The organism is Vibrio sp. St2 (genome assembly GCF_947311885.1).
Taxonomy (GTDB): Bacteria; Pseudomonadota; Gammaproteobacteria; order Enterobacterales; family Vibrionaceae; genus Vibrio; species Vibrio coralliilyticus.
Map to the genome: position 1 here is coordinate 516,130 of NZ_CAMZNA010000001.1, position 18,084 is coordinate 534,213.

Consider the following 18,084-nt stretch of genomic DNA (forward strand, 5'->3'; position numbering starts at 1 on the left):
TTACTCGTTAGCTGAACAGTTTAAGTTAAGCAGCATCAATTCACGTAAAGCTACAGAGAACTTAGCAAATTCATGCACTGAACCAACTTTGAACTCATTAAGGATGTTTTCCCAACGATGGAGCGAAATTTCATTATTTTCGATCCAATCATCCAGAGCTTTCATCACATCGAGATCTTCTGGTGCACAGCTGCAACTTAATACCTGACCCGTTAGCTGACGTTGCTGCCAATCAAGATCTTCACGGAATGCAGCTCTTGCCAATGCCTGCCAATGATTATCAACAGCCTGGCCATTGATCTGTTTCAAGAACCAGTGAAGAGACAAACGATCACCCAAGTTGTAGTACAACTTAGCACTCTGCTCTACTGATTTGCCCTTTTCTCGAGATACTGTAGAAATATCCAGTACTGAGTATAGGCTAGACAAGCGTGCAACATAATTAGCAATTTCAGGACTAATACCCTGCTCAATCCACGCCTGAGCCATTTCGTTGTGCTCTTCGACTTCAGATGGAACCAGCATATCATCGAGTTTGGCTTTGATCGTTTCAACATCACCTTGGTAAAGTTCGATCAGTGCTTTCACACATTGGCGACCAGTGCGGTTGCGTAACAACCAGCGAGACAGACGACGTAGCGTTCGACGAACATAGAACATCATATCGTATTGTGCTTCTGTTGACGCTTCGTTGTCGAGCTCACGCAGTGACTTAAGCACATCACCTAAACCGAAGATTTCACGTGACGCTGCGTAAGCATTTGCTATATCAACAACATGTGCTCCCGTCTCTTCTTGTAGACGCGTTACGTAGTTACAACCCATTTCGTTAACCATCTGATTTGCAAGCGCTGTTGCAATAATCTCAGCACGTAGTGGATGATTATCCATTTGCTGTGAGTAGTTACGGCGTAACTCAGTTGGAAAGTAATTAACAAGTTGCTGTGCATGGTAATCATCGTTAGCGATGTCATCATGAACTAGCTCTTCTTTCAGAACCATCTTGCCATAAGCAACTAGCACTGATAGCTCAGGACGAGTCAATGCTTTACCTAGCTTCTCACGCTCAAGTAACGTTTCATCATCTGGGATGTATTCAAGTGCACGGTCTAGATGACCCGCTTTCTCTAAATCATGAATAAAGCGAATTTGCTCTTTCACGAGAGACGTACCCTGCTGCTCAGTCACAGAGATAGATTCAGATTGGCAGTAAGCGTCATCAAGAACAATCTCACCCACTTCATCTTCCATGGACTCAAGGATCTTATTACGCTGCTTAACCGTTAGATCGCCATTGGCTACTAAGCCATTGAGGAAGATCTTGATGTTAACTTCGTTATCCGAACAATCCACACCACCAACGTTATCAACAAAATCCGTGTTTACGCGGCCGCCAGTCAGAGCATACTCGATACGACCCAGCTGAGTCATACCCAAGTTACCACCTTCACCGACAACTTTTGCACGTAGGTCACGTCCGTCAATACGCAGAACGTCGTTAGCACGGTCGCCCACATCAGTGTGCGTTTCGTTTGACGCTTTTACGTAGGTACCGATACCACCATTCCAAAGAAGATCAACTTCCATCTTAAGCAGCATCTTGATGAGGTCGTTTGGTGCCAGTGACGCTTTCTTAGTGCCGATCATCTTCTGGATTTCTGGTGTCAGAGCAATTGACTTCGCTCGGCGAGAGAAGATGCCACCACCTTTAGAGATCAGCTTAGCGTTGTAATCTTCCCAGCTTGAACGAGGTAACTTAAATAGACGATCACGCTCTTTCCAGCTCTTCGCTGAATCTGGATTTGGATCGATGAAGATGTGCATGTGGTTAAACGCAGCCTGTAGACGGATATGCTTAGACAGCAGCATACCGTTACCGAATACGTCACCAGCCATATCACCAACACCGATAGCAGTGAAGTCTGTAGTCTGACAGTCAATACCCATTTCACGGAAATGACGTTTTACTGATTCCCAACCACCTTTAGCTGTAATACCCATCGCTTTGTGGTCGTAACCATTAGAACCACCAGAAGCGAAAGCATCACCTAGCCAGAAGTTGTATTCATCAGATACAGAGTTCGCTAAATCAGAGAATGTCGCTGTACCTTTATCAGCCGCAACAACCAAATAAGGATCATCTTCATCATGACGAACCACACTCTTCGGCGGAATCACTTCCCCTTCGATAATGTTGTCTGATACGTCTAGAAGTGCGCGAATAAAGCGTTTATAACAACGTTGACCTTCAGCAAAGATCTCATCACGACCACTTAGGGTGTGCTGACGTTTACAAACAAAACCACCTTTTGCCCCAACCGGAACAATAACCGTGTTCTTAACTTGCTGTGCTTTAACCAGACCTAAGATTTCGGTACGGAAGTCTTCTTGGCGATCTGACCAACGCAGACCACCACGAGCAACCTTGCCACCACGTAAGTGAACACCTTCGATATCCGGTGCATATACAAAGATCTCAAATGCAGGTACTGGCTGAGGAATTTCTGGAATGTCGCTCGGCTTCATCTTCAACGATAGCCAAGGTTTATTCTGCTTATTTGCGTCTAACTGATAGTAGTTAGTACGCAGCGTTGCACTGATCATTTCTACATAGCGACGGATGATACGATCATCATCCAAGCTTTCTACATGATCAAGTTGCTCTGTGATCTTATTAGTCAGTTCAGTCTGACCTTTCTGACTACCCTTAAATTTAGGATCAAAACGCTTAGCAAATAATTCAACCAAACCTTTCGCTAGCTCAGGATAATGGCTTAGCGTTTCTTCAATGTATTGTTGACTGAACGGGAAACCAACCTGACGCATGTAGCGGGCGTAGGCACGAAGAATCGAAATTTCACGACCCGTTAATGACGCACCAAGTACTAGGCGGTTGAAACCATCACTTTCCAGTTCACCTGCCCAAATTGCAGCGAACGCTTGTTGGAAACGATCACGAGCTTCACGAAGATCAACCGTTTTTTCACTCTTATGAAGCATTGAGAAATCGAGGATCCAATACACCTGACCGTTTGCTTTACGAACTTCATAAGGTGACTCACCAATTACACGTAGACCCAAGTTTTCCAACATTGGCATCACGTCTGAAAGGTGAATAGGCTCATCACGATGGTAAAGTTTCAGGCGAACTGATTTTGAATCTGAGCCCAGCTCTTGCGGACGATAGAACAACATACCTAGCTTGTTGTCATCGCCAAGCGCTTCAAGACGTTCAATGTCTGCTACTGCAGAACCAGGCATGACATCTTCTTTGTACGAACGAGGGAATGCACGTAGGTACTCTTTCGATAAAGGCAGACCTTTACTTTCACCGAAGTTCGCAACAATCGCGTCAGACAGGCGATCATCCCAAGTTGAAGATGCTTCCATTAAGTTTTGCTCAATCGTTTTAACGTCTACGTCCATGTTGTTGTTATCAACACGAACAATGTAATGAGTTCGGGCTAGTGGGCTCTCTGAGAAGTAAGTTGTAAACTCGACTTCTTTGTCACAGCCGAAATATTGTTTTAGGATTCGCTGAGTCTGACGACGAAGCTCTGTGTTATAACGATCTTTCGTTACGTACACCATACAGCTGAAGAAACGACCAAACGGGTCTTTGCGAACAAACAGGCGAAGCATATCGCGGTCTTGCATCTGCACCACACCCATGCCCACTTCAAGAAGTTCTTCTTCTTTCGCTTGAAGCAGTTCATCGCGAGGGTAGTTTTCAAGAATATTATGCAGTGCTTTATAAGAGTACGAACCTTCACGATAGCCACTTGCGGCAAGAATACGTTCTACTTTTTCACGAATTAGCGGAATACTTTCGACACTCTGGTTGTAAACAGCAGAGGTATAAAGACCAGTGAAACGATGCTCACCGACAACTTTGCCGTCTTTATCAAATTTCTTGATACCGATGTAATCGGTATAAGCTGGGCGGTGAATACGTGAAGGCGTATTGCCTTTAGTCATGATGAGCAAGAATGGCTTCTTCGCTTCCAGACGTGCAGAGTCAGGGAAGTCAGAAAGCTTCACACTACGCACACGATTACGATTGCCGAATAGTCCTAGGCCTTTATCCGCTGTTGGGCGAAGTTCGGTATCACCGTCAACATTGACGAGATCGTATTCTTTGTAGCCCATGAATGTGAAGTTGTGATCACCTAACCAACGCAGAAACTTGATCGTCTCCTCGTAACGATCGCGTTCTACTTCTACCTTACCTTCTTGCGCTTCAACTTGATTCGTTACTTCTTCCAGTTTTTCAACCATCAGTAACCAGTCTTGAACCACTAAAGCAGTATCAGTCAGGATTTTAAGTAGCTCTTCTTTTAGAGAGCTCATCGTCTCTTTCGCGCTCAAGCGGTCAACTTCAACATGGAATAACGACTGAAGTACGCCTTCGCCTTCATTGATACTGGTAATTTCACCTTTTTTATTGCGTTCAATCTGTGTAGGGCCATGAAGCATAAGGTGAGAAGCTAAGTCTAAACGGCTAAGTGCCATTTTTACCGAGTCAACAAGGAAAGGACTGTCAGGAACGACGATTTCTACAATGGTGTGTGTGGATTGCCATCCTTGACGGCTAACGGTCGGGTTAAAAACTCGGACCGATACATCATCTGCTTTTTTCTCATTAATATGGTGCCAAAGGCTGACTACGGCGCCATATAAATCAGATTCGTTTCGTTCGACTAGGTCGTCTTGAGATATGTTATTGAATAAATGCTGAGCAAGTTGAGTGACTAAGGGTTGATGAGCAAGCTCGAGTTTGTCTTGAATCAGTTTGTAGACCTTTTCAAGCAGAACCGGCATCAGAGTTTCACGCGCGGTCATAATCACACTCCACAATTAGAATTGTATATATTTTTGGGGGATGTTGTAAGCATAGTGCTTAACACGGGTAATGCCGCTTTATTGTAAAAGCTTTATTGATAAATAGTTAATTCTTTTAGGAGTGGTAGGAGGTGAAATGTTCGATAATGTGACTAAGGCACTATTTAAACTCCTATAAAATCAGTTGCTCACAGAACTTCTAACTTAAGAAACTTGTTATTTTGGTCAGTTGTTAAACGAAAACGCCCCTTAAGGCCAATTTGACTAAGAAAAGGTCTGAATCTTGATGCAGGCAATTGTAGGCGTAAACCATTGTCTGTCACCACTAAAACGTTGCTCGCCGCACCATTGTAATGAGCGAGAAAAGATTGATAAGAGATGTTGAGTGAAAAGTAGTACTGATTCATTTTCTTTGATTAAAAAAGTAACGATTTTACCACGCGCAGGAAAGAACTGTATAAATAAACAGTAGCACTGTAAAGTGCTACTGTTTCGCTCAGCGATTAGGCTTCCAGAGCTTTGTTAACCTTCTCAAATAGGTCTTTTGCTAAGTTATCCATCGATTTGAGAGCTTCAAGCTCTGCTTTAATTAGCGCTTGACGCTCTTCATCGTATTTACGGAACTTAAGCAATGGATCAATCAGGCGCGAAGCGACTTGCGGGTTACTGCTGTTCAGCTCTTTTAGAATCTCACCCGCGAACTTGTAGCCCTCACCTGACTTAGCGTGGAACTGCACTGGGTTCATATTCAGGAAAGATCCAATGAGGCTACGAGTTCGGTTCGGGTTTTTCAAACTGAACGCTTCATGACTCATCGTATTCTTGATTACATCCAAGACATTATGTGCCGGGTTAGTACCCTGCAGCGCAAACCACTTGTCCATAACTAGGCCATCATGTTTCCACTTATCACTGTAGTCTGACATCAGTGTTTCGCGGCATGCTAGTTGCGCACTATTCGCAGCACTCATTGCGGCAATGGTATCTGTCATATTGTTCGCATCGAAGTACTGCTTCTCTGCTAAATCATTGCCTTGCTCTCTATATGCTAGATAAGCTAAAGCAGTGTTACGTAAAGAGCGCTTACCGATCGCTGCGTGATCGATCGTGTATTCAGCCTGCTTCAAGCTGTGGTAAAGCGCGCTAAACTCATCTTCTAGCTCAGCAGCCAGCTTCACTTTGATAGATTTAAGCACTTTAGCAACGGCATCAACATCCACTTGTTTGTACCAGCCGGATACTTCGTTGTGGTTTGGCAATGCCATCATCTCAGCGATAAATGCTGGCTCAAGCTTGTCTGACAATAAGACACCTCGGAAGGCATCAATCAGCGCAGGAGACAGTTCGACATCTTGACCGTTTTGCACTGCTTCAACATTACTACGAATGTATTTTGCTAACAGCATTTGACCAGCGTCCCAACGAGCAAATTCGTTACGCGCATGCACCATAAGGAAAATCAGTTCTTCGTCGCTGTAATCGTACTCCAGAACAACTGGTGCGGAGAACTCACGTAGCAAAGACGGTACTGGTTGCTCAGATACGTTTTCGAACACGAAGGTTTGCTCAGCTTCGGTAACGTTAAGAACATTATCGACTTTTTTACCGTTACATTGTAACTCAATGACATCACCGTTTTCCGCATACAACTCAACATCAAATGGAATATGAAGCGGCTGCTTTTCTTGCTGCCCATGAGTCGGTTCAGTACGTTGAGAAACCGTCAGCGAATACGTTTGTGCCGCTGAATCATACTCACTTGTAACGGATACCGTTGGTGTACCTGATTGGCTGTACCATAGGCGGAATTGTTTAAGATCGACACCTGATGCATCTTCCATAGCCGCGACAAAATCTTCACAGGTTGCCGCCGTGCCATCATGGCGCTCAAAGTAGAGCTTCATACCCTTCTGGAAACCTTCTTCTCCCAGCAGTGTATGCATCATTCGGATAACTTCACTGCCCTTTTCGTATACCGTTAAAGTATAGAAGTTGTTCATTTCTATCACTTTTTCAGGACGAATTGGATGTGACATAGGGCTCGCATCTTCTGCGAATTGTGGACCACGAATAATTCGTACGTTGTTAATACGATTCACCGCTCGTGAACCTAAATCCGACGAAAACTCCTGATCACGGAATACAGTAAGACCTTCTTTCAGGCTCAATTGGAACCAGTCTCGGCAAGTAACTCGGTTGCCTGTCCAGTTGTGAAAATATTCGTGACCAATAACCGCTTCGATACCTAGGTAGTCAGTATCTGTTGCCGTTTGCTCATTTGCCAAAACAAATTTAGAGTTAAAGATGTTAAGACCTTTGTTTTCCATTGCGCCCATGTTGAAGAAATCAACTGCAACAATCATATAGATATCAAGGTCATACTCTAGGCCAAAGCGCTCTTCATCCCACTTCATTGAGTTGATAAGAGAAGTCATTGCATGAGGCGCTCGATCGAGGTTACCTTTATCGACAAAGATTTCTAACGCCACATCACGACCAGATTTAGTCACATACTTATCACGAAGGACATCAAAATCCCCAGCAACCAGTGCAAATAGATACGCAGGCTTAGGATGCGGATCTTGCCACTGGACCCAATGACGGCCACCTTCTAAATATCCTTCTGCAATACGGTTACCGTTGCTCAATAGGAATGGATAAGCTGCTTTGTCTGCGATCACTTTTGTTGTGTATTTCGCTAATACATCTGGGCGATCCATGTAATAAGTAATTCGACGGAAACCTTCCGCTTCACATTGAGTACAGAAAGCGCCACCAGATTTATACAAACCTTCCAAAGCCGTGTTTTCTTCGGGATTAATTTCAGTGACGATTTTCAGTTCGAACGCTTCAGGTAGCGCGGAAATCTCCAGCGCACCTTCCTTTTCTTCAAACCTTGTCCAAGCCTCACCGTTAACAGAGACACTAACCAGTTTAAGACTTTCACCTTCCAGTTGAAGCGTTGTGTCATCTTTTAGTTGCTTAACTTGAGAAACCGCCGTTACGATTGTCGCGGTATCATGGAGATCGAAAGTTAAGTCGATGTCTGAAATAGTATGGGATGGTGAGGTATAATCTTTGCGATATTTGGCTTGAGGTGTTTGAGCCATGTCGAAATCCTTCTGACTAGATGTAATACATTGTGCTTGTGTCTATTCGAGACACTTATTGAATATGTTGTTATTTGCAAACGCTGATAATTTTATTTTGAGCTAGCTTAACCCCAGACAATTAAAAAAACGAGGTATTATGTCTAAATACCTCGCTTTTACCCTACTGTGGCGAATAAGTTCAAACTATACGTCTAAATACTCACCTATATTTGTTGAATGTTGTGTCACCTTACCCGGTTCAGCACGGCGTAGAGTGCTCCTTCTTCCATTTCCAGAGTGAGAATATCGCTGTTCAAGCTGTATCTTGTTTCATGTTCACCATTTTCATAGAGCAGCACCAAATGCTCTCCTTCGGTGTAGTACACACCTTTATGGATAGCTTCGTCGCCTTCTTCGTTACTCACTCTAAACATAAATACGAAGTCAGGTTGCAAAATCAAATCCATCCGCTGAACTTCACTGGCTACCATTTCATGTCCACTCAACTGAGCACTTGACCACATACCCGCAAGTGCGTTGGATAGAGCTTTTGTAAACACCACACCGTTGAGATTCAACATATTGTGATTACTGCTGTAATTGTAAATTTGCGGTTCAGAGGTATTCAAACCGAGAATCAATGTATCTTCATTCGCGGCGTAAAGTCCCTCCCAGTGATCGACCGAGTAATCGCGTTTTTGAATGTCGATCTTGAAGCTATAGTTGGAGTCGAGGCTAAGTTTGATGGCTAAAAAATTCTCTTCAGATTGCTCAGGGTTTGGGTTAACCAAATACCAGTCACCGAGCAGGAATGGCTGGTCGAATTGAGTTAAATCGCTGTTATCTCTGGTTTCACTCGCGAACACAGAAACGCTAAAACAAGTCAGTAGAATTCCAATCCATCTCATAGCGCACCCCTCACTCTTTTCTTTAAGCTTAGGAGTCGAAATCTGATTAAGCGAAATTTTTTGATCTATATCACGTTAATTATTGATATAAAAAAAGCGAGCCGTTAATTGGCTCGCTTTTTATTTCCTTTATTTTCAGCTACTTAAGCATATCAACCATGATAGCTACGGATTCATCTAGATAGGCATCTGGAGCTTCGTAGTCTTTTGGCACATCATCGAGAGATTCAAATGCTTTCTCTCCGTGAGATTTTTGTCTCAGATTGATACGAGCTAAGCGGTCGTCATCCGCCTTATCACTTTCCTCTTTGCGAACTTTTTCGTTAAGAGATAGTGAGTTATCGTCCTTCTCAGCTTTATACTTTTCGATATCTTCAGCAATAAACTGGAATTCCAGATCGTTAGCGATTCTGGCTTGGTGCTCGCTATTAAGCTTAGTGATCAGTTTTTCGTTACGCTGTAACACTTCATATTTTGCTTTATCAATACTATCCCAAGGCAGTGCATTATCTTCAACACTCTCGCCTGTTTCGCTAGGCTCAATTGGCGTTGGGTAAGCAATGTCAGGTGCAACACCTTTATTTTGCGTACTGCCACCATCGATACGATAAAACTTCTGAATTGTGTATTGAACGTAACCTAACTCTTTATCAAATAAATCATAGATATGATTTAACGAACGGTGTTGCTGAACCGTCCCTTTACCAAAAGAGTTTTCGCCAAGAATAATTGCGCGGCCATAGTCCTGCATAGCAGCAGCGAAAATTTCAGAAGCCGAAGCACTGTAGCGGTTAATCAATACCGTCATCGGCCCGTCGTAGCTGATCTTGCCATCGGTATCACTATTTACATTGACCCGACCATAGCTGTCACGAACTTGAACCACCGGCCCACTAGTAATAAAGAGACCAGATAGAGCCGTCGCTTCTGTTAGCGCACCGCCACCATTGTTACGCAAGTCAACAATAATGCCATCAACACCTTGGCCTTTCAGATCAGTAATCAGCTTATCCGTATCTTTTGCAAGACCAACGTAAAAACTTGGTACTTCCAATACGCCAATCTTCTTACCATCTTTTTCAATGACTTCAGATTTAACAGCGCGGTCTTCAAGACGAATTTTATCTCGAACAATAGTGATGACTTCCGCTTTCGCATCTTTACCTTCAGGCAAGATTTGCAGATTAACCTTGGTCCCTTTCGGGCCTTTAATCAACTGAACGACATCATCCAGTCGCCAGCCGATTACATCAACAATATCTTCACCGTCTTGGCCGACACCAATAATGCGATCACCTTCAGCTAATTGCTTACTCTTAGATGCAGGGCCACCAGCGACCAATGAGCGAATTACAGTGTAATCGTCTGTCATTTGAAGCACGGCACCAATACCTTCCAGTGAAAGGTTCATTTCCGTCTGGAATTGATCAGCACTTCTCGGTGATAGATAGCTGGTGTGCGGGTCCACTTCACGGGCAAACGCATTCATGTACAGTTGGAATGCATCTTCATTGTGAGTTTGACTCAGACGTTTCAAAGCATTGTTATAACGCTTGCCTAAGACGTCTTTGATCTCTTCCCAATCTTTACCGGTCAGTTTGAGGTTCAGCGCATCATATTTAACACGCTTTCTCCAAAGTTCATCCAACTCCGCCGTATCTTTTGGCCAAGCCGCTTCACTTCGGTCGAGCTCAATACTTTCATCAGTATCAAACTTCATTTCTTTATCAAGCAAAGACAGTGCGTAGACAAATCGTTCGTAGCGGCGCTTCATCGACAAGTTGTAAATATCGAAAGCAATCTGGTTTTCACCAGACTTTAACTGGTCATCGATACCAGCTGCCCACTTATTAAAAGAGTCGATATCGGCTTGCGTGAAAACGTTACGATTGAAATCAAGAGACTCTACATAACGTTGGAATATCGCCTGAGAGAATTGATCGTTGAGTGTGAAGTGCTTGTAGTGAGAACGAGTGAAGCGTGAGGTAACGCGTTTACTTGCTGTCGCATGTTGGGCTTCGGGAGCTAAGACGGGTAAGTCTTCGAGAGTAATTTTCGCTTCAAGAGCGTTTGCTGACGAAGCTGCCAGCCAGAGGCTAGCAGCAATCAGCGACAATTTTGAACGGCATTTCATGCGTAGGAGTATCTCCTTTATGCGCGCAGGTGCTCCGCTTTCACAACCATTTGCAGGCCGTTAGACAGTTGAACACGCACATCTTCCTTATTGATTTCAACGATAGTCGCAGCCATGTTTCCTTTGCCCATATTTACGTTTACTTGATTACCGATTGTAATTTCATCAGCATTCAGAGCGCGCGTTTCTACTGGCTTGCTGGCTTTCTGTGCTTTGTTTTGTTGTGGGCGACGGCTTTGTGGCTTTTTGTTAGCCGGCTTAGCTTTCGCTTTACCTTCTTCACGAGCTTTTTGAGCTTGCTCTTTGCGACGAGCTTGCACTTTAGCCTTGCTTTCAGCTAGCGCTGTTTTTGCGTGTTCAACATGCTCTTCTTCAAGATCACCTGCTGAGTTGCCATCTAGGTCAACACGAGTCGCACCCGGCTTAACACCGTGTAGGTAACGCCATGAAGAAGTGTATTGTCTTAACGCTGCACGAAGCTGAGTTTTACTCACTTTTGGATCGTCGCTTAGACGTTCCGCAAGATCTTGAAAAATACCAATTTTAAGTGGTTTTGCTTCACCTTCTAAAGTAAAGCACTTAGGGAAACATTCAGCAATATATGCAATCACTTCTTTGCTGTTTTTTAACTTTTCAGTGTTTTCCATGAGGAGTCCTGGTTAGTGCGGCTTGTCCGCGAGCATTAAGATAAATATTTCAGGTATTATAGTGACCTGCAAGCGAAAAACCACACTCAATATGGAAATTATGCACTGATAGCGTGTGAATTAAACAGCTTTTCCACTTCGCTCATCAAAAACGTTAAACCTTCTTCATCTATTTCACTAAATCGTCCCACTTTTGGGCTGTCAATATCGAGTACACCAACAATTTGGCCATTAATGCTAAATGGAATGACGATCTCGGAATTACTGGCGGCATCGCACGCGATATGTCCTTCAAACTGATGAACGTCGTAAACACGTTGCACCGTATTGGTTGCCACGGCTGTTCCACATACACCACGACCAACAGGAATTCTCACGCACGCAGGTTGCCCCTGAAATGGACCAAGAACCAGTTCCCCTTCTTTCATTAGATAGAAACCCACCCAATTAAGTTCCTCAAGCTCCATATTTAAAAGAGCACTTAGATTCGACAAATTGGCGATAAGGTCTTTTTCTGACTCTAAAAGTGCAACAGCTTGCTTGGTTAAGCGGTGGTAATGTTCTATTTTCATATTGACTTCCATTTGAAAATTAGAGACTTCCATCATGAATCAACGTACAATCGTCCGTAAACTCTAAATAGTAAGCATTCTCATTATAATGTCTGATAACCCCAACACTATTAGCCGTTCTTGGCTGATAACTCAAGTAAAAAAGCACAAGTCGAAACTTGTTCTCGCCAACATCATCGCGCTTTTCGCAACACTCGTCAGTGTACCTATCCCTCTCTTAATGCCTTTAATGGTCGATGAAGTGCTGCTTGATAAGCCTGCAACAGGCCTTGAGTTAATGGATAAAGTGTTACCTGTTTCAATGCAGACACCAACCGGCTATATATTCCTTACCCTGCTTCTCGTTGTTTTGATGCGAACCGTGAGCCAAGGTTTAAATATCCTGCAGGGACGCCAGTTTACTCTCGTATCCAAAACGATCACGTATCAGATGCGCAGCAAGATGATAGACAAATTAGGTCGTATCAGTATCAGACAATACGAAACGCGTGGAAGCGGCGGTATCAATGCTCACTTGATTACCGATGTAGAAACCATTGACCAGTTCATCGGTACAACACTCAGTAAATTCCTCATTAGTTTGTTAACGGTCATCGGTACAGCTGGTGTTCTACTTTGGTTGGAGTGGCGTCTCGGCTTATTCATCCTTTTGGTCAATCCTATTGTTATTTACTTCTCTCGAAAGCTGGGCAGTAAAGTAAAACATCTTAAAAAACGCGAGAACCAATCTTTTGAGCGATTCCAAAATCGTCTTGTTGAAACCTTAGACGGCATCTACCAACTACGTGCAGCCAATCGCGAGCGGGAATTTCTTAGTGAATTAAAGCAACAGGCCAATCAGGTCCGTGTAGACGCTGATAAATACGCGTGGCAATCCGAAGCCGCTGGGCGAGTCTCTTTTCTTCTATTCCTGCTTGGTTTTGAGTTGTTCCGTGCTGCTGCCATGTTAATGGTCTTGTTCAGTGACTTAACTATCGGTCAAATATTTGCTGTCTTTGGCTACCTATGGTTTATGTTGGGCCCAGTGCAAGAGCTACTTGGTATTCAGTTTTCTTGGTACAGCGCAAAAGCGGCACTGGGTCGTATCAACGCCCTACTCGACTTGGAAGAAGAACACCGCCCGGTAAGTAAAATCAACCCGTTTACAACGGACAGAGAAGTCGACGTCAAGATTGAAAACATTGATTTTTCTTATAATGAAGAAAGCAAAGTACTGAATAATCTAAACTTGAATATTCCAGCTGGAAAGAAAGTTGCATTGGTTGGAGCAAGTGGTGGCGGAAAATCGACGCTCATCCAGTTGCTCATTGGTGTATATCGACAGGATTCAGGTATCATTCGTTTCAATGGTGAGACAACAGATGATATCAGTTATGACGTAATACGTGATCAAATTGCCGTTGTATTACAACAACCTATACTATTCAATGACAGTTTAAGGCATAATCTGACGCTCGGCTCTGACTATGACGATTTGCAATTATGGCGAGCGCTTGAAATTGCTCAAATGCAGGATGTCATTAGTCAGTTAAGTGACGGTTTAGATACACAAATTGGTCGAAATGGCATTCGATTGTCCGGCGGCCAAAGGCAGCGACTTGCTATTGCAAGAATGGTTCTTAGCGATCCTAAGTTTGTCATTCTGGATGAAGCAACGTCTGCGTTAGATACGGCGACAGAAGCAGCACTGCATAAAGCGCTGACAGAGTTTTTAGATGGGCGTACAACTTTAATCGTTGCTCATCGACTGTCTGCCGTTAAACAGGCTGATTTGATCTACGTTTTAGAAGATGGACAAGTAACACAGGCAGGCACTCATGTTGAGTTGGTTAAACAAGAAGGTTTATACCAAACGCTTTATGGAAGCGTTCAATCGCACGCCTGAGATCCTGCTATTGTTTAAGTTTCGGAGGGCAATATGAGCCCTCCTAAATTAACGTCTCACCTTTCTGAAGCTTCACATGTAAGACTATGTCATGGGTGTGAACTCCCAATAGATACTGTCAGTGTCGAGCGAGGCAAAAGCGCTTATTGTCCACGCTGTGGAAGCAAGTTATATCGTGGAGGTACACCTTCATTATCCGGTAACCTAGCCATTGCGATTACTTGTCTATTGCTCTTCATACCTTCTCATTTCTTTGACTTTATTAGTATTCGCCTATTTGGCGTCATGATTCCAGCGACCTTACCTTCTGGCGTTTTCACGCTATTTGATGAAGGTTTTGTTTTCCTATCTTTATTAATTATCTTTTGCAGCTCCATCGCTCCTTTACTAGTCAGCGGTTCGGTCCTAACTGCTCACGCTGCATTAAAGCAACGTAATTTTCCGTTACTCAAATATTCGCTTTATACGATTCAACACCTCAAAAACTGGGTGATGATTGATGTATTTCTCGTTAGTGTCGCTATTTCCTGCTTTAAGTTGCAGGACTATTCTGACATATACGTGGGCGTCGGTTTATATGGTTTAGTCCTGTTACAGATCGCGACAGTCATGCTTGTAACACGAGTGAGTGTACGTCGCTATTGGGAAGCGTACGAGTCTGAACGTTCTTATCATTTCAAAGAAAAACAACTCCACTGCCACCATTGTCATCTTTCTCAGCCAGAAGGAACTGAGTGTGTTCGATGCCATAAACCCATTTATCATCGAAAGCCTCGTTCCGTACAAATAACTTGGGCTTATCTTGTTGCCGCTACGATTGCCATTTTTCCGGCAAACCTCATCCCAATATCGATTCTAATTACTAATGGACAAAGGCTTGAAGACACCATTTTTTCCGGCGTTGCATCACTGGTAAAGAATGGTATGCCAGGCATTGCGGTCATTATATTTGTAGCGAGTATTGTCGTTCCCGTCGCCAAAATCATCGGTTTGGCGTACTTATTGCTCGCGATCCAATTCAAGCGCAAAGTATTTCATCGTCAGAGAATGATCATCTATTTTGTTATTAAATGGATAGGGCGTTGGTCCATGATGGATTTGTTTGTAATTTCTATCATGATGACGTTAGTCGATCGCGGCCAGATACTCGACTTTACTCCAGGGTATGGGGCGGTTGCGTTTGGAATCGTTGTTGTATTGACTATGCTAGCGGCAGAAAGTATTGACCCAAGACTGCTGTGGGACAATTACCCAGACGCAGCTAAGAGCAAATCAGAGAAAAGAGAAGAACCTTTAAATGACTAATTCATCTTCTAATCAGCCTTCTTACTCACCGGACGTCAAGCGCAATAAAGGCGTGTCGCCGCTGTGGTTATTACCCGTATTGACCATGGTGCTCGCAGGTTGGTTAGTTATTAAGGCGATTAACGACGCCGGTCAGCGAATTCAGATCTACTTCTCTGACGCTCAGGGCTTAGTGGCAGGTCGGACTACCATTCGCTATCAGGGTCTCGAAGTCGGCATGGTACGTGATATTAACTTGGCTGAAGATCTTGAGAGTATTTACGTCGAAGCAGATATCTACCCAGAAGCAGCCAAACTGCTATCAAAGGAGACCCGCTTCTGGATGGTAAAACCGACCGCTAGCCTTTCAGGGATTTCAGGCTTAGACGCTCTGGTGTCCGGTAACTACATTGCAATACAGCCCAGTGATAATCCAGCGGAACCTGAAACAAAGTTTACTGCGCTTGAACGAGCTCCTTCAGACATTCTCGCCAATGAAGGCTTGAACATCACCCTTCGAGCAGAAGACCTCGGCGGCATTTCTGTTGGCTCGCAAATAGTCTATCGTAAAATTCCAATTGGTGAAGTCTACAGCTATCAGCTTGACGGCCAAGGTAAAAATGTCCTCATTCAGGCCTCAATCCACGATGAGTACCGAAAGGTCATTACCGACGAAAGTCGGTTCTGGAATGTCAGCGGTATCGGCGCCAATATTGGCTTTGAAGGGGTTGATGTCAGATTAGAGAGTTTAAGTGCCCTGATTGGGGGCTCCATTGCCGTCGATTCGCCAGACGGCGGTGAACCCGTTGCCGATAACACTCGGTTTAAACTCTACCCCGATCTAAAAACCGCGGGGCGTGGTATACCAATTAAAATCACCCTGCCAGATGATAATCAAATAAGTCCAACTGGCGCTCCTATCATGTATCGAGGGATCGAAATCGGTCAGGTCACTGATTTACAGCTCAGCAATGGGCGAAAAGAGATTGTCGCCTCAGCCGCCATTCAGCCAGCTTTTTCAGACATGCTAACGAGCGGCAGCAATTTTATCCTCGAAGAAGCGAAAGTCTCTCTCTCTGGTGTGGAAAATCTAACAAACTTGGTGAAAGGTAATTTCCTTACCCTAGTTCCTGGAAAAGGCGATCGCTCTCGCTATTTCTCCGCCATTCGCAAAGAACAGTTTAATAAACAACAAGCTAAATCTGTGGCTCTCACTCTGATTGCTGACAATTCTTTCGGACTTGGTGCTGGTGCCAATGTACTATACCGAGGCATCACCGTTGGTGAAGTAACGAAAGTATCGCTCAAAGGTGAGAAGGTAAACTTGGACGTTCTGGTGGATAAAACCTATGCCGAGCTAATTAAGTCACAGAACCGATTCTTCGTCACAGGTAGCGCCACCGCTGAGCTCACTGAATCTGGACTGAACATCAACGTCCCGCCAGCACAGCAGCTTCTTACAGGTTCTATCAGTTTTGTTAGCGAAGGTTCTGACAACCCTAGAGAGCAATACACATTGTATCCAAGTAAGTCCCTAGCGGAATTGGCGAAATACAATATGTCTGGCTCAGAAAGTATTACGCTGTTTGCTAACGAGCTTCCCTCTATCAGCAAAGGTAGCCCACTACTTTATCGTAACCTGCAAGTGGGTAGCATTTCCGATTTCCACCTTGTTGACGGTGGCGTGATCATTACCGCGAGTATTGAAAACCAATACAAACACCTTGTCACTGAACAAACTGTGTTTTGGAACCGTTCCGGCGTTGAAGTGGATGCTACTCTAGCTGGTATCAGTGTTAAGGCTGCGCCTTTGAAATCACTCATTCAAGGCGGTATCGCTTTCGATTCTTTGCCGGGTGTCGAAAACAAACAAAATGATAAATGGCTGCTCTATCAAGATTTCAAAACTGCGCGAAAGTTTGGCCATGTCATTACGCTCAATGCTGAGGGTGAGAACAATATTACCAAAGGAACAGCGGTAAAATATAACGGTGTACAAGTGGGTGAAGTCACCCTTGTTATACCTGATTTTAAGCGTGAGCGTGTTGAAATTAAACTGCGAGTGCTGCCTGAGTATGCAGACAAGCTAGCAACCGAAGGTAGCTACTTCTGGGTTGCTCAAGCGACTGTTGGCTTGAATGGCGTGAAGAATCTTCAGAACCTCCTCACTCAAACTATTAACGTAGTCCCTGGTGAAGGTAAAGCTCAACATACTTTCCACCTCAATAAAGAAGAGAGAGATAATCAGGGGGTATCCTTCACCCTACAAAGCGAGTCTCGTGGCTCCGTCGCTAAAGGCACACCTGTACTCTATAGAGAAATTGAAGTGGGTAAAGTGATTAATGTGGAACTCGGAGAGTTTGCTGATCGCGTTGTCTCGACCATTTCAATCCAGCCCAACTACGCTTATCTTGTAAGGCAAAATAGCATTTTCTGGAACACTTCAGGTGTTGATGTTTCCATCGGCCTAGGCGGTGCCAACATCAAAGCGGGAACCATAGACAGTATTGTGAGAGGCGGAATCACCTTTTCAACTCCTGAGAACAGTCAGCTTCAGCCTATAGCCCAGCCTGGCCAGTCTTTCTTCCTCTATCCAACACCAGAGGAGAGTTGGAAGACCTGGCGCACCGCTATTCCAAAACCATAAAATGACATTAGGCTTTCAAACGCAGCGATTTCGCTGCGTTTTGTTTTTCAATCCGCTATAATTCCGTCCCCCG

Annotated in this window: 10 protein-coding genes; 3 read left to right on the forward strand and 7 right to left on the reverse strand. The window is 44.1% G+C overall.

All coding sequences use genetic code 11. The features are described 5' to 3' along the window. The 7 genes from QMA41_RS02360 to QMA41_RS02390 all read right to left on the reverse strand — a co-directional run bounded on the left by QMA41_RS02360 (nucleotide 1) and on the right by QMA41_RS02390 (nucleotide 12,195). Complete coding sequence (locus tag QMA41_RS02360; RefSeq protein ID WP_281628747.1) at nucleotides 1-4,842, reverse strand: NAD-glutamate dehydrogenase; 4,842 nt, start codon at nucleotides 4,840-4,842, stop codon at nucleotides 1-3. A gap of 188 nt (nucleotides 4,843-5,030) precedes the next feature. Then, complete coding sequence (locus tag QMA41_RS02365; protein WP_006962140.1) at nucleotides 5,031-5,249, reverse strand: DUF2835 domain-containing protein; 219 nt, start codon at nucleotides 5,247-5,249, stop codon at nucleotides 5,031-5,033. A 96-nt stretch (nucleotides 5,250-5,345) separates the two neighbouring features. Continuing rightward, on the reverse strand, nucleotides 5,346-7,952 hold the full coding sequence (pepN, locus tag QMA41_RS02370) for an aminopeptidase N (protein ID WP_281628748.1): 2,607 nt from the start codon (nucleotides 7,950-7,952) through the stop codon (nucleotides 5,346-5,348). A gap of 227 nt (nucleotides 7,953-8,179) precedes the next feature. After that, the gene (locus tag QMA41_RS02375) at nucleotides 8,180-8,842 is read right to left on the reverse strand and encodes a hypothetical protein (RefSeq protein ID WP_006962138.1); all 663 of its coding nucleotides are present in this window, start codon (nucleotides 8,840-8,842) and stop codon (nucleotides 8,180-8,182) included. A 139-nt stretch (nucleotides 8,843-8,981) separates the two neighbouring features. After that, nucleotides 8,982-10,976 carry a carboxy terminal-processing peptidase gene (gene prc, locus QMA41_RS02380; RefSeq protein WP_064487327.1) on the reverse strand — a complete coding sequence of 665 codons (1,995 nt, stop codon included), beginning with the start codon at nucleotides 10,974-10,976 and terminating at the stop codon, nucleotides 8,982-8,984. A gap of 17 nt (nucleotides 10,977-10,993) precedes the next feature. Continuing rightward, the gene (proQ, locus tag QMA41_RS02385) at nucleotides 10,994-11,623 is read right to left on the reverse strand and encodes an RNA chaperone ProQ (protein WP_006962136.1); all 630 of its coding nucleotides are present in this window, start codon (nucleotides 11,621-11,623) and stop codon (nucleotides 10,994-10,996) included. Nucleotides 11,624-11,721: 98 nt separating this feature from the next. Further along, the gene (locus QMA41_RS02390) at nucleotides 11,722-12,195 is read right to left on the reverse strand and encodes a GAF domain-containing protein (RefSeq protein WP_006962135.1); all 474 of its coding nucleotides are present in this window, start codon (nucleotides 12,193-12,195) and stop codon (nucleotides 11,722-11,724) included. An 88-nt stretch (nucleotides 12,196-12,283) separates the two neighbouring features. Here QMA41_RS02390 and QMA41_RS02395 point away from each other — a divergent pair, with 88 nt between their 5' ends. From QMA41_RS02395 to QMA41_RS02405, 3 genes are read left to right on the forward strand one after another with little or no spacing between them, the layout of a single operon-like run. Further along, nucleotides 12,284-14,080 (forward strand): ABC transporter ATP-binding protein, encoded by a 1,797-nt coding sequence (locus QMA41_RS02395; protein ID WP_281628749.1) that lies wholly within the window; start codon nucleotides 12,284-12,286, stop codon nucleotides 14,078-14,080. A 33-nt stretch (nucleotides 14,081-14,113) separates the two neighbouring features. After that, nucleotides 14,114-15,385, forward strand: a complete 1,272-nt coding sequence (locus tag QMA41_RS02400; RefSeq protein ID WP_065740174.1) for a paraquat-inducible protein A — start codon at nucleotides 14,114-14,116, stop codon at nucleotides 15,383-15,385. Then, entirely contained in the window at nucleotides 15,378-18,011 is a 2,634-nt protein-coding gene (locus QMA41_RS02405) for an MlaD family protein (protein WP_281628750.1), read from the forward strand. The genes QMA41_RS02400 and QMA41_RS02405 overlap by 8 nt, the downstream gene beginning before the upstream one ends. Nucleotides 18,012-18,084: the final 73 nt, after the last annotated feature.

What these genes read in the sequence shown, in the direction of transcription:
- QMA41_RS02360 (WP_281628747.1), bottom strand. Translation starts at nt 4,842, where the DNA reads ATGACCGCGCGTGAAACTCTGATGCCGGTTCTGCTTGAAAAGGTCTAC.
- QMA41_RS02365 (WP_006962140.1), bottom strand. Translation starts at nt 5,249, where the DNA reads ATGAATCAGTACTACTTTTCACTCAACATCTCTTATCAATCTTTTCTC.
- pepN (WP_281628748.1), bottom strand. Translation starts at nt 7,952, where the DNA reads ATGGCTCAAACACCTCAAGCCAAATATCGCAAAGATTATACCTCACCA.
- QMA41_RS02375 (WP_006962138.1), bottom strand. Translation starts at nt 8,842, where the DNA reads ATGAGATGGATTGGAATTCTACTGACTTGTTTTAGCGTTTCTGTGTTC.
- prc (WP_064487327.1), bottom strand. Translation starts at nt 10,976, where the DNA reads ATGAAATGCCGTTCAAAATTGTCGCTGATTGCTGCTAGCCTCTGGCTG.
- proQ (WP_006962136.1), bottom strand. Translation starts at nt 11,623, where the DNA reads ATGGAAAACACTGAAAAGTTAAAAAACAGCAAAGAAGTGATTGCATAT.
- QMA41_RS02390 (WP_006962135.1), bottom strand. Translation starts at nt 12,195, where the DNA reads ATGAAAATAGAACATTACCACCGCTTAACCAAGCAAGCTGTTGCACTT.
- QMA41_RS02395 (WP_281628749.1), top strand. Translation starts at nt 12,284, where the DNA reads ATGTCTGATAACCCCAACACTATTAGCCGTTCTTGGCTGATAACTCAA.
- QMA41_RS02400 (WP_065740174.1), top strand. Translation starts at nt 14,114, where the DNA reads ATGAGCCCTCCTAAATTAACGTCTCACCTTTCTGAAGCTTCACATGTA.
- QMA41_RS02405 (WP_281628750.1), top strand. Translation starts at nt 15,378, where the DNA reads ATGACTAATTCATCTTCTAATCAGCCTTCTTACTCACCGGACGTCAAG.